The organism is Arthrobacter bambusae (assembly GCF_022606295.1).
Classification (GTDB): domain Bacteria; phylum Actinomycetota; class Actinomycetes; order Actinomycetales; family Micrococcaceae; genus Arthrobacter; species Arthrobacter bambusae_A.
Genome location: NZ_JAHHZS010000022.1, coordinates 34,803 through 47,105, shown reverse-complemented (window position 1 = coordinate 47,105; position 12,303 = coordinate 34,803). Strand labels below are relative to the sequence as shown.

At 64.5% G+C, this 12,303-nt stretch carries 12 protein-coding genes and 2 tRNA genes; 6 read left to right on the top strand and 8 right to left on the bottom strand.

Annotated features, from left to right (window positions below; all coding sequences use genetic code 11):
• Positions 1 to 29: 29 nt before the first annotated feature.
• From KNN17_RS15405 to KNN17_RS15390, 4 genes are all read right to left on the bottom strand, one after another.
• On the bottom strand, positions 30 to 689 hold the full coding sequence (locus tag KNN17_RS15405) for an ATP-dependent Clp protease proteolytic subunit (protein ID WP_078108671.1): 660 nt from the start codon (positions 687 to 689) through the stop codon (positions 30 to 32).
• A 36-nt stretch (positions 690 to 725) separates the two neighbouring features.
• Entirely contained in the window at positions 726 to 1,355 is a 630-nt protein-coding gene (locus KNN17_RS15400; RefSeq protein WP_078108670.1) for an ATP-dependent Clp protease proteolytic subunit, read from the bottom strand.
• A 242-nt stretch (positions 1,356 to 1,597) separates the two neighbouring features.
• Positions 1,598 to 2,965, bottom strand: a complete 1,368-nt coding sequence (gene tig / locus KNN17_RS15395; RefSeq protein ID WP_078108669.1) for a trigger factor — start codon at positions 2,963 to 2,965, stop codon at positions 1,598 to 1,600.
• 68 nt (positions 2,966 to 3,033) lie between these two features.
• A tRNA-Pro gene (locus KNN17_RS15390) sits at positions 3,034 to 3,108 on the bottom strand.
• A 154-nt stretch (positions 3,109 to 3,262) separates the two neighbouring features.
• Between KNN17_RS15390 and KNN17_RS15385 the strand changes: the two genes are divergently transcribed.
• Positions 3,263 to 3,336: transfer RNA gene (locus KNN17_RS15385), tRNA-Gly, on the top strand.
• Positions 3,337 to 3,421: 85 nt separating this feature from the next.
• On the opposite strand, the gene KNN17_RS15380 is transcribed toward KNN17_RS15385, so the two are convergent.
• The 3 genes from KNN17_RS15380 to KNN17_RS15370 all read right to left on the bottom strand — a co-directional run bounded on the left by KNN17_RS15380 (position 3,422) and on the right by KNN17_RS15370 (position 5,957).
• On the bottom strand, positions 3,422 to 4,324 hold the full coding sequence (locus KNN17_RS15380) for an Fpg/Nei family DNA glycosylase (protein ID WP_241709862.1): 903 nt from the start codon (positions 4,322 to 4,324) through the stop codon (positions 3,422 to 3,424).
• Complete coding sequence (locus KNN17_RS15375) at positions 4,324 to 4,806, bottom strand: ribose-5-phosphate isomerase (RefSeq protein ID WP_284762586.1); 483 nt, start codon at positions 4,804 to 4,806, stop codon at positions 4,324 to 4,326. Before KNN17_RS15375 ends, KNN17_RS15380 begins: the two co-directional genes overlap by 1 nt.
• A 149-nt stretch (positions 4,807 to 4,955) precedes the next feature.
• Positions 4,956 to 5,957 carry a hypothetical protein gene (locus tag KNN17_RS15370; RefSeq protein ID WP_241709861.1) on the bottom strand — a complete coding sequence of 334 codons (1,002 nt, stop codon included), beginning with the start codon at positions 5,955 to 5,957 and terminating at the stop codon, positions 4,956 to 4,958.
• A 137-nt stretch (positions 5,958 to 6,094) separates the two neighbouring features.
• On the opposite strand from KNN17_RS15370, the gene pepN reads away from it, so the two are divergent.
• The 4 genes from pepN to KNN17_RS15350 all read left to right on the top strand — a co-directional run bounded on the left by pepN (position 6,095) and on the right by KNN17_RS15350 (position 10,583).
• Positions 6,095 to 8,656 (top strand): aminopeptidase N, encoded by a 2,562-nt coding sequence (gene pepN, locus KNN17_RS15365; RefSeq protein ID WP_241709860.1) that lies wholly within the window; start codon positions 6,095 to 6,097, stop codon positions 8,654 to 8,656.
• 99 nt (positions 8,657 to 8,755) lie between these two features.
• Positions 8,756 to 9,235 (top strand): OsmC family protein, encoded by a 480-nt coding sequence (locus KNN17_RS15360; RefSeq protein ID WP_241709859.1) that lies wholly within the window; start codon positions 8,756 to 8,758, stop codon positions 9,233 to 9,235.
• Between the two features lie 147 nt (positions 9,236 to 9,382).
• Positions 9,383 to 10,108, top strand: a complete 726-nt coding sequence (locus KNN17_RS15355) for a mechanosensitive ion channel family protein (RefSeq protein WP_241709858.1) — start codon at positions 9,383 to 9,385, stop codon at positions 10,106 to 10,108.
• 55 nt (positions 10,109 to 10,163) lie between these two features.
• Positions 10,164 to 10,583, top strand: a complete 420-nt coding sequence (locus KNN17_RS15350; protein WP_139359747.1) for a globin — start codon at positions 10,164 to 10,166, stop codon at positions 10,581 to 10,583.
• A 62-nt stretch (positions 10,584 to 10,645) separates the two neighbouring features.
• Here the strand turns inward: KNN17_RS15350 and KNN17_RS15345 are convergent, their stop codons facing one another.
• Entirely contained in the window at positions 10,646 to 11,320 is a 675-nt protein-coding gene (locus tag KNN17_RS15345; RefSeq protein ID WP_241709857.1) for a hypothetical protein, read from the bottom strand.
• Between the two features lie 63 nt (positions 11,321 to 11,383).
• Here KNN17_RS15345 and tesB point away from each other — a divergent pair, with 63 nt between their 5' ends.
• Complete coding sequence (gene tesB / locus KNN17_RS15340) at positions 11,384 to 12,292, top strand: acyl-CoA thioesterase II (RefSeq protein WP_241709856.1); 909 nt, start codon at positions 11,384 to 11,386, stop codon at positions 12,290 to 12,292.
• Positions 12,293 to 12,303: the final 11 nt, after the last annotated feature.

Genomic DNA, 12,303 nt, shown 5'->3' with positions numbered 1-12,303 from the left:
GAACCGCACCGGCGTCGAGTTTTAGCCAGCTACCTGGCGATCGCCTGGGGCTTGATCTTGCGGGAATCGAGCACCTGGTCGATCAATCCATAGTCCATCGCCTCAGCGGCGGTGAGGATCTTGTCGCGCTCGATGTCATTGTTGACCTGCTCCGAGGTCCGGCCCGAGTGGTGGGCCAGCGTGTCCTCGAGCCACGTGCGCATGCGCATCACTTCGGCCGCCTGGATCTCAAGGTCCGAAGCCTGTCCACCCTGGCCGCCCGACAGGGCCGGCTGGTGGATCAGGACGCGGGCGTTCGGCAACGCGAGGCGCTTACCGGGAGTGCCGGCTGCGAGCAGCACTGCTGCGGCGCTGGCGGCCTGACCCAGGCACACGGTCTGGATCTCGGGACGGATGTACTGCATGGTGTCGTAGATAGCCGTCATGGCCGTGAACGAACCGCCCGGGGAGTTGATGTACAACGTGATGTCGCGGTCCGGGTCCGTGGACTCGAGAACGAGCAGCTGGGCCATGATGTCGTCAGCCGAAGCGTCGTCAACCTGGACACCGAGGAAGATGATGCGGTCCTCGAAGAGCTTCGTGTACGGGTCCTGGCGCTTGAAGCCGTAGGGCGTGCGCTCCTCGAACTGCGGGAGGACGTAACGGCTGGACGGGAGATTACCGGCAGACCATCCAAAGTTGTAGTTCATTTTATTGCTCCTGATCTGAAAGTTTCTTGGTGCCGGTTACTTCTCGGAGGTCGACGGGGTCTCGGAATTCGAGGAATTCGCCGTCCCGCCGCCGCCGGCGACCGATCCCGCGTGGGCAGAGATCTTGTCGAAGAAGCCGTAAGCGAGAGCCTCGGTTGCCGTGAACCACTTGTCGCGGTCGTTGTCCTTGAGGATGGTCTCCACAGTCTGTCCGGTCTGTTCGGCTGTCAGCTCGGCCATGACCTTCTTCATGTGCAGGATCAGCTCCGCCTGGATCTTGATGTCCGACGCCGTTCCACCGATGCCGCCGGAGGGCTGGTGCATCAGGATGCGTGCGTTCGGAGTGGCGTAGCGCTTGCCCTTGGTGCCCGAGGAAAGGAGGAACTGGCCCATGGAGGCCGCCAGCCCTGTGGCAACGGTCACGACGTCGTTCGGAATGAACTGCATCGTGTCGTAGATGGCCATGCCGGCAGTCACCGAGCCGCCGGGCGAGTTGATGTACAGGTAGATGTCCTTCTCCGGGTCTTCAGCGGAGAGGAGGAGGAGCTGGGAGCAGATCGCGTTGGCGTTTTCATCCCGGACTTCGGATCCGAGCCAGATGATGCGCTCTTTCAGCAGGCGGTTGTAGATGTAGTTGTCCTGGGCCGCTGGATCGACGGTTGCCATCCTGGGCGCCTCTGCGTGCTGTGACATAAGTACTTACCTCTCGCTGGTGACAGGGCCATTGCTGAACTTGCCATCCCTGATCTTCACTACTTGGACACTAACCGTTTTCCACGGCGATTTGTTCTCCCGAATCGCACTGTTCGCTGACGGCGCACGATTGCCGAAGAGCTCGCTTTCAATGCTCACCGGGCTTAAACCAAGCCGCCCCCGGATCAAGGATCCGGGGGCGGCTTGAGGTGAAACTAGAACTTCACTGCAGCGGGGTCGTCGCTCGGAACAACGGCTGCCTCTTCGGCTTCCTCGACGGAGGCCTCTTCGCCTGCGGGGCGCACGAAGTCGCTGAGGTCGACCTTGTTGCCTTCGGAGTCGACAACCTCGGCCTGGCCGAGGACGACTGCGAGGGCCTTGCGGCGGCGTACCTCGGAAACCATCATGGGAACCTGGCCGCTCTGATCGATGATCTGGGCGAACTGGTTCGGGTCCATGCCGTACTGGCTTGCGGTGGTGACGATGTAGTCGATCAGCTCGTTCTGGCTGACGCTCACTTCTTCCTTGTCGGCAATGGCGTCAAGGATGATCTCGTTCTGGAAGGCGCGGGCCGTGTTGGCCTTGACCTCGGCGCGGTGCTCCTCGGTGTCGTGCTCGCCCTCACCGTGGGCGTTCTCGGCGTTGAAGTGCGCTTCGAGCTGCTCCTCAACCACGGAGTCCGGAACCGGAACCTCGATGAGCTCGACGAGCTTGTCCAAGACCTTGTCGCGGGCTTCGACGCCCTGGCCGACGACCTTGGACTCAGCGGCCTGCTTGGCAAGGTCTTCGCGCAGTTCGGCAAGGGTGTCGAACTCGGATGCCAGCTGGGCGAAATCGTCGTTGGCCTCGGGGAGCTCGCGCTCCTTGACGGTCTTGACCGCAACCTTGACCTGGGCTGCCTCGCCGGCGTGCTCGCCGCCAACCAGCGTGGTGTCGAAGATTGCTTCTTCTTCGGCGGAGAGACCCGTGACGGCCTCGTCGAGGCCTTCAAGCATGGTGCCGGCGCCAACCTGGTAGGACAGGCCGGTGGCGGAGTCGATCTCGGCGCCGTCGATCGTGGCGGTGATGTCGATGGTCAGGAAGTCACCATCGGCGGCCGGGCGGTCAACGGACTTCAGCGTGCCGAAGCGGCCGCGGAGCTCGTCGAGGGCCTTGTCGACGTCGGCGTCGGAGGAATCCGCTGCAGCGACCTCGACCTTGATGCCGGCGTAGTCCGGGAGTTCAACCTCGGGACGGACGTCGATCTCAACCTGGAACTTCAGTTCGCCGTCGGTCGAGGACGGGTCCGGAACCTCGGTGATCTCAACCTCGGGACGGCTCAGCGGGCGGAGGCCGGCTTCCTGGACGGCAGCCTGGTACCAGCCGTTGAGGCCATCGTTGATGGCGGTCTCCAGGACGTAGCCGCGGCCGACGCGCTGGTCAACCAGCTTGGAAGGAACCTTGCCCTTGCGGAACCCGGGAACCTGGATTTGCGAAGCTACGGTCTTGTAAGCGGCATCGATGCTCGGCTTCAGTTCCTCAAAGGGAACCTCAACGTTGAGCTTGACCCGCGTGGCGGTGAGGTTCTCGACAGCGCTCTTCACAGTCTAAGTACTCCTGGTTTTGTGGGATGGGGTTCTGCCGCGTCCCGGACCGGGACAGGCACACAGAGTCGGGGTGACAGGATTTGAACCTGCGACTTCCTGCTCCCAAAGCAGGCGCTCTAGCCAAGCTGAGCTACACCCCGTGAATGCACAGGACAGTCTACGGGCATCTCGCCGGAGAATGCACATTTGACACTTGGCCCCTGAATTAGGTTTAGTTATATCCGGCTTCAACAGCCACCGGAAAGATGCACGGACCACCCTGTGAGCTTCATAGGGATCCATGCAGCCTTGCCCGGGGACGTAGCTTAATGGTAAAGCCTCAGTCTTCCAAACTGATTACGCGGGTTCGATTCCCGTCGTCCCCTCCATGGAACGAAGGGCCCCTCGCTGAGGGGCCCTTCGTGTTTTCAGGATGTACCCGGCGCGCGCGGTGCACCCGGTCAGCGCCGGACGTCAGTTCTGGCAGCCGGGGCACCAATAGAGTTTGCGCGCGCCGAGCTCGGCCATCCCCACTGCTTCGCCGCATCGCCGGCAAGCCTGTCCCTGCCGCTTGTAGACAAAGTGGGCCTCGCCGTCGAGCGCTTCTGCGTTCCCTCCGCTCCACAAAGCCGATGGCGTCGTAACAATCCGGCCGTCGCGGACGCCGTCGGACATCGCCGTCACGGTGTCATCCCACAGTCGTCCGGCGGTTTCCGGGTCCAGGGAGCTGCCCGGAGTCCACGGATCGACGCCCTGGCGGAACAGCACTTCCGCGCGATAGATGTTGCCGATTCCAGCCACGACCGCCTGGTCCATGAGGAGGAGCCCGACGGCGGTCTTGCGGCGCAGCAGGCGGCGGACGAACTCCTCGCGGTCGCCGGGGCGGTTGTGGAGCGGGTCCGGGCCCAAGCGGGCAAGGACGGCTGCGGCCTCTGCCTCGGTGATCGTCGCGCACGTGGTGGCACCCCTGAGGTCCGCCCAGCCGTTCGTCGCAACAAGGCGCACGCGGACGGCACCCACGGGCTCAGGCGGACCCGCGTAGCTGCTTCCCAGGCTTCCTGTGCCGGCTTCCTGGGAGAAACTCTCGCGTTCGCCGATCCGCCGCGGCGCCCCGATGCTCGAGGCTCCGCGGAAGGTCTCATCGCCACCGAAGCTCCACGCACCGTAGAGGCCCAGGTGGACATGCAGAAGCAGCCCGTGGTCAAAACGGAGGAAGAGCTGCTTGCCGTGCGCCGTCGCTTCGAGCAGCTCATGGCGGTCCAAAAGCGCTGCGCCCGCGACGAATCGGCCTTGCGGGCTGGAGACCTCCAGAACCTGCCCGGCGAAAACATCCTGGAACTGGCGAGCCAGGCGATGGATGGAATGCCCTTCAGGCATTAGGCAACGATTTCGCCAGTGTTCTCGTAGGTGGCGATCTTTCCGATGCGGCGCACGTGGCGTTCGTCGTTGCTGAACGGTTCTTCGAGGAAGGCCTCGATCAGTTCGGTGGCTTCCTCGACCGTGTGCTGGCGGCCGCCCACGGCGACGACGTTGGCGTCGTTGTGCTCCCGGGCCAGTTTCGCCGTGGAGAGGTTCCAGGCGAGCGCGGCCCGGACACCCTTGACCTTGTTCGCGGCAATTTGTTCGCCGTTGCCGGATCCGCCCAGGACGATGCCCAATGCGTGAACGCCCGCCTCTTGGTCGGCGACCACGGCAGCGGCCGCGTTGATGCAGAACGAAGGGTAGTCATCGAGGGCGTCGTACACCTTGGGTCCGTGGTCAACGACGTCGTAGCCCTTGGCCGTCAAGTGGTTTACGAGGTGGGCGCTCAGCTCCATGCCGGCGTGGTCCGTGGCGATGTGGACGCGGGGTGTGGTCACAGGAAGTCCATTCAGTCTGGCGCGCGCGGCAAAGCCCGGCGCGGCGGTGAGGGATGCGGTTCCTAGGTTACTAGGATCGGGCACCGGCCCACCTCTTAAGACGAAGCCCCGGTTTAAGACGAAGCCCCGGTCCGGATGCCCTCCGGCGCTCAGGGGGCCGGTGGCTGCTCGCCGCGCTGGGCACGCGCCGCGACACGGTTCAGGATTCCCGCGAGCCGGTCCGCTGTGGCCGAGGTCCCGGCGCTGAACGCCACCCTGCGGCCGCTGACCTGGCGCACGACGACGGCGGGACCGCTGCTGACGAGCATGGCCGTGGCTCCTCCGTGGTGCCTGAGTCCCCAGCCGCCGAAGTCGGCGGCCCTGACTTCCTGGGCGGCCGCGCCTGCGATGTCCACGGCCGGCACCGTGAGCACCCTGAGTACCCCCGCGACGAAGACCTGCACCCCGCCCCGGTCCGCCCGCACCCGGACGAACAGGAAACACGCCCCGACGACGGCGACCACGGCCAGCAATGCGCCCAACCACGGGAGCGCAATCGCGATCAGCATGGCGGGAAACAGCGTGGCCACGCAGATCATGACAAACACCGAACTCCGCGCGTGGACCCACAGCAACATGGAATCCTCCGCCAAGCCGGGGTCTTCCGTCCGGATCCTTTCGGCCTCGAGGGCCGCGTCGTCTTCCGGTGTCCAGCGCGGATCAGGCTTGAATGCCATCATCATGACGACGCCGAGGGGCAACGCCGCGCCCGAGCCCAACGCGAGGACGGTCGGATCGACGTGCGAGCTGCGGGCGTCGGCGAGGCCCGTTTGCCCCACGAGTCCGGCGGCCAGCACAGCGGTGATGAAGAGGGTCACCATGAGGCCCATGCCCATCATGACCCGGCGCATCATCACGGGCCGGGAAAGGGGAACGGCCTGGATGAACACGAGCCAGCCTGCCACGACCAGAATCCCTCCTCCGCCCAGCACATAGGCCAGGAACGGCGCAAAGCTGATTCCGCCGTCGGCGTTCCACGCGATGGCGACAGGATCCGGAAGGTTGTTGCGCAGCATGAGCGCGCACACGGCGAACGCGGCGGCGAGCAGCAGCGGAAATGCCACCGCAAAGCGGAGTGCACGGAGGTCCAAGGAGTCGCGCATCTTTCCCATATTCCAACGCTACCCCGAGCCGGCGACACTGTGATCGAGCTTCCTTGCCAAGCCGGAATCAAGTGAAAGAATGACTTCACAGCGCCGGCGCTGGCTGAAACCAACCGGCTTCTCGAAACCATTCTTGGAGGCAACCCTTGCCAGGCCTGAACCTGACGCGCGCCGAAGCCGGAGAGCGCGCAGAATTGATCACCGTGAGTTCGTATGACGTCACCCTCGACTTGACGAAGGGCGCCACGGTCTTCGGCTCCACCACGGTGGTGAAGTTCTCCGCCGTCGAGGGCTCATCGAGCTTTATCGACGCGATCACGGACACCGTGCACAGCGTGACCCTGAACGGCACCGAACTCGATCCCGCGGCGGTGTCCGACGGTGTCCGCATCCAGCTGCCCGGGCTCGCCGCCGAAAACGAACTGACGATAGTCGCCGACGCCCCCTACATGAACACGGGTGAAGGCCTGCACCGCTTCGTGGACCCGGTGGACAACGAGGTCTATCTGTACACACAGTTCGAGGTGCCGGATTCGCGCCGCATGTTCGCTGTGTTCGAGCAACCGGACCTGAAAGCCGCGTTCACGTTCACGGTCACTGCGCCCTCGCACTGGGACCTGATCTCCAACTCGCCCACTCCGGTACCGGTGGAAACCACCCCAGGGGACGACGGCGGGGCGCGCTCCGTCTGGAGCTTCACCCCCACTCCCCGCATCTCCTCCTACGTCACCGCCTTGATCGCGGGACCGTACCAATCGGTGCGCAGCAAGGTCACGAGCTCGGATGGCCGCGTTATCCCGCTCGGCGTGTTCGCCCGCAAGTCCCTCATGCAGTACCTGGACGCCGACAACATCTTCGAACTGACCCGCCAGGGTTTTGAGTTCTTCGAGGCCCAGTTCGGCTTCCCGTATCCCTTCGAGAAGTACGATCAGCTCTTCGTTCCCGAGTTCAATGCCGGCGCCATGGAAAACGCCGGCGCCGTGACCATCCTCGAGGGCTACGTCTTCCGCGGAAAAGTCACCGGTGCCCAGATCGAGCGCCGCGCCATCACCGTGCTGCATGAACTGGCCCACATGTGGTTCGGGGACCTTGTCACGATGCGCTGGTGGAACGACCTCTGGCTCAACGAGTCGTTTGCCGAGTACATGTCCCACCTCGCCGCAGTCGAAAACACCGAATTCGACCGGGCCTGGACCACCTTTGCCTCGGTGGAGAAGTCCTGGGCGTACCGGCAGGACCAGTTGCCCACGACGCACCCGATTTTCGCCGAGATCAACGACCTCCAGGACGTCGAGGTCAACTTCGATGGCATCACCTATGCCAAGGGGGCTTCCGTGCTGAGGCAGTTGGTTGCCTGGGTGGGACCGGAAGAGTTCATGGCCGGAGTCCGCGAATACTTCCGGAAGCATGCGTGGCAGAACACCGAGCTCGTGGACCTCATGAAGGAGCTCGAAGCTGCCAGCGGCCGCGACCTGGACCAGTGGGGCAAGCTCTGGCTCGAGACTGCCGGAGTCAACACCCTCTCCCCCGAGCTCGAGGTCGACGCCGACGGCACCATCACGTCTTTCGCGATCGTGCAGACGGCCATCGAGGAGCAGCCGACACTGCGGCCGCACCGCCTCGCCGTCGGGTTCTACAACCTCTCCGCCGAGGGCAAACTTGAGAGGACCCACAGGGAGGAGCTCGACGTCGACGGCACCCGGACCGAGGTCCCCGCCCTTTCCGGAATGGCACGCCCGGATCTCGTCCTGCTCAACGACGACGACCTCGCCTACGCCAAAGTGCGGCTCGACCCCACCTCCTTGGCCACCGCGAAAACCCACCTGAAGAACTTTGCGGGCAGCCTGCCGCGAACCCTCGTGTGGGGCTCAGCCTGGGATGCGGCCCGCGACGGCGAAACCCCGGCCCGTGGCTACGCCGAGCTGATCCTGGCGAACATCGCATCCGAGACCGATTCGTCCGTGATCCAGACCCAGCTCCGCCAGCTGGCGACCACCCTCACCTACTACGTCGCAGCGGAGCACAAGGATGCGGCTACCGTGGCTGCGGCGGACAAGCTCTGGGAACTCTCGAGCACCGCGGCCGCAGGATCGGACGCCCAGCTCCAATTCGTGAAGTCCTTCGCGCTGCTTGCGGCGAGCAACCCGCAATTGGACAACGTCCAGGCGATCCTCGACGGCGGCACGGTCCTCGATGGCCTGACAGTCGACCAGGACTTGCGTTGGGAACTCCTCACCGCACTGGTGGTGGGCGGGCGCCAAGGCCAGGACCGGATCGACGCCGAGCTGGAGCGCGACCACACCGCCAATGGCCAGAACGCCGCCGCCCTGGCAGCGGCGGCCCTTCCCACTCCCGAGGCGAAGGCCGCAGCGTGGAAGAAGATCGTGGTCACAGGCGAGCTTTCCAACGCCATTCAGAGCTCCGCCGTCACGGGCTTCACGCGCGTGTTGGACACCTCCCTGTTGGAGCCGTACGCCGAAGAGTACTTTGAGGCAGTGCCCGAGATCGTTGCCAACCGCACCCACGCGCTGGCCCAGCAGATCGTCGTCGGGCTTTACCCGGCGCAGCTGACCACGCAAGCCACGGTTGACCGCACGGACAAGTTCGTCGCCGAACTGCCGGCGGACAGCAGCGCCCTGCGGCGCATGATGCTGGAAAACCGCGACGGCGTTGCCCGCGCTTTGAAGGCCCGCGCGGCAGACCTCTAGAAGCGGTCGGGTAAGTCACCAACAGGCCCCGGTTCCGCTTCAACGGAACCGGGGCCTGTTGGTGCGCCGTCCGGGAAGGGCCGCCGCTAGACTTTCCGCATGAGCCTCGACGAACACCGCTACTCCCTGACCGTGCGCTGGACCGGGAATCTGGGCACGGGGACTTCCAGCTACCGCGGCTATACCAGGGACCACGACGTCGAGATCCCCGGCCTGCCCGTCCTGAAGGGATCCTCGGACCCCACCTTCCATGGCGACCGTAGCCGGTACAACCCCGAACAGCTGCTCCTCACCGCCCTGTCGCAGTGCCACATGCTGTCTTTCCTGCACGTCGCCGTCAAGCACGGCGTGGTGGTCACCGACTATGTCGACCACGCCGAAGGCATGATGAGGCTCAATCGCGATGGCAGCGGACAGTTCGAGAACGTCACCTTGAAGCCGCAAGTCACGGTCGCGGACGCGGCCCACATTTCCCTCGTGGACGAATTGCACCATGAGGCCAACCAGGTCTGCTTCATCGCCCGGAGCGTGAATTTTCCTGTTCTTCATGAGCCGGGCACGACGGCGGCCGCGGGCTAGCCAGACGAGGGGAATGCTGTTCCGCCGGGAATCACGATGCGGATCCGGCCACGCTACGGCGATAGGGTTGAGCGTGGACAGAGTGTTCAGCGCCCGGCAATCAAGGGCCCGGCGAACAATTGGATCCCGTGAGGAGCATTCCCGCACATGAACGTCGCCTCGTCGACCGACAACATCGTGGCCGATGCAGCCAAAATCGATTACGCGTCAATCTTCGTGACGCTGGGCATCGGATTGGTGTTCTGGGTTGTGGCCCGGTTCATCATCCTGCGTATCACCCGCAGGGTGGCCGAGGGCACCAGTTTCTTCAAGAAACCGCATTTCAGGTGGGTTCAGCCCGCCTTCCGGGCGCTCGACCATGAACGGCGTGCCCAACGCGCGCACACCATCGGCTCCCTGCTGACCAGCGTGCTGAGCGTGGTTGTGGTGGTCATCGTCATCATCTACGTCCTCAAATACCTGAACGTGGACATTGCGCCACTACTCACGAGCGTCGGTATTTTGGGTGTCGCCATCGGCTTCGGCGCCCAACAGCTCATCCGCGATTTCCTGTCCGGCATCTTCATCACCATCGAGGACCAGTTCGGGATCGGCGATGTGATCGTCACCACCGAAGTGATCGGCACCGTCGAATCGGTAGGCCTGCGGATCACCCGGCTCCGGGCCGAAGACGGCGCCATCTGGTATCTGCGCAACGGAGAAATCCTGAGGGTGGGCAACCGATCACAAGGCGACTACGTGCCGGAGGAACCAGCTGATCCGGACGTTCCGCCAGCACCCCCAGGCACTGCGCCTGCAGAAACCGCGGCATCGGGCGCGCCTCAGTCCCCGAAGGAATCCCTCAAGATTCACGAGCAGAAAGCAGGTGAGTGACGTGGGCAGCCAGCCGGAAGCCACAGCGCCGCAGCCGGCCGAACGGCGGCAACTGATGCAAAACGATCCCTTCAGCCAGCCGGCCTACACGGACAGCTTCTACGAGGCCATCGGTGGCCACGAGACATTCGTTAAGCTCATCGATGTCTTCTACGACGGCGTCGCCGGAGATCCGTTGCTCCGGCCCATGTACCCGGAACAGGACCTCGCCCCCGCGAAGCGACGGTTCCTCATGTTCCTTGAGCAGTATTGGGGCGGTCCGGGCACCTACAGCGAGGAACGCGGGCACCCCCGCTTGAGGATGCGGCACATGCCGTTCCAGGTGACACCCGAAGCCAAGGACCGCTGGCTCTTCCACATGCGCGCGGCGGTGGATTCGTTGGGCTTGTCGCCGCTTCACGAAGGTACCCTGTGGGACTACATGGAGCGGGCTGCGCTCACGATGGTCAACAGCCCGTCGGTCCACCAGCCCTGAGTTTGTAGGACGGTGCTGTGTGGCCAGGGGATTGGGCCGGAACTGGGCTCGGGTTCAGGGGCCTATCGGGCCTGGAAGCCCAGGCCCGATCCGGATCGTGCCAGGATGTGGCCCCGGCTCCCGCTGAGCCGGAACCAGCGGCCGTTGCGGAAGAGCCGGTGTTCCCCGTCGCCAAGGAAGCCGAGCGCCAAGGCCGCGAACGCGGCGCCCGCGGGCACGCCGTAGAGGCCTGGAATCTCCCGTCCCCACACCGCGGCCCTGGCGTTGTTGACGATCAATGCGCCGGGCTGTTCCGGAACAATCCCGGCCACCTCGGCAATGCCCGCATTCGCTACAGACTTGAGCTCGGCGTCGGGCACAGAACCCAGAGGCTCCCAGCCTCCGCGGGGAGCCCCGACTCCCGCCCACGATTCGGAAACGGTCGACGGCGGGATCGGAAGCTCGACGTCGTCGGCACCGGAACGCGCCAAGCGGTCCAGGACCGAGGACAGCGTCACGGTGACGTCCGCGTGCGCGTCATCGGCGAGGGCGATGGTCCGTAGCCCGAGAATGGTGGGGGTCGATTCGCCCAGGAGGCGCGGCCTCAAGACGCACACATATGCCGCCAGGACGCGACCGGAAGCCTGCAGCCTGATGGCGCCATCGTCGATGCTCTTGGCACGCGTGACATAAGTGCGGAGGTCCGCCAGATCACGGGGATCGACGAAATGGAAGGACTGGGTCAATACATCGGACACATCATCGACTCTACCGGCATGTCCGCGGTTGAGAGGGGTCAGGGTGGCGTCTAGAGTCGAACCATGACTGACGCGCATGCCGGCCTGGACCATCAGGTTGCCCTTGAGGACCCCACATCCACCCTCATCGAGCTGTTGTCCCTGGCCGACTTCGACGGCGCGAGGACAGCCGAGGACATCTTCTTTGGACCGTCGCAGAAACAGCCGCGCCACCGGGTATTCGGCGGCCAGGTGCTCGCCCAATCGCTCGTCGCCGGCATGCGCACCGTGGAGGAGGACCGGACGGTCCATTCGATGCACGGCTATTTCCTCCGTCCGGGAGATGCCAACCAGCCCATCACGTTCAGCGTTGAACGGCTGCGTGACGGTCGCTCATTCTCCGCGCGCCGGGTGCACGCTTACCAGGAAGGCCAACCGATCCTGTCGATGATCGCGTCCTTCCAGACAGAAGCCGGGGGCGTGGAACACCAGTCCTCGATGCCTGCCGGAATCCCGGATCCCGAAACCCTGCCGAGCACAGCGGAGCTTCTGCAGAAGTACGACCACCCGTTTGCCCGCCACATGTCCTTCGAGCGGCCCTTCGATGTCCGCCACGTGGATCCCGCGATCTACGTGGAAGCGCCCGAGGACCGGGTAGCCAGCAATGCCGTCTGGATGAAGACTTTCGGCCCGATGCCCGACGATCCCAACCTTCATTTGGCTGCCCTGGCGTACGCGAGCGACTACACCATTCTGGAATCGGTGCTCCGCAAGAACGGATTGAGCTGGATGACTCCTGGAATGAGCGTCGCGAGCCTGGACCATGCCATGTGGTGGCATCGCCCGGTCCGCGTGGACGATTGGCTTCTCTACGTGCAGGAGTCCCCCAGCGCCCAAGGCGCCCGCGGACTTGCCACGGGCAAGATCTTCAGCCGGGATGGCCAGCACGTCGCCACCGTGGCACAGGAGGGCATGCTCCGGATCCCGTCCTAGCTGCCCGCGAC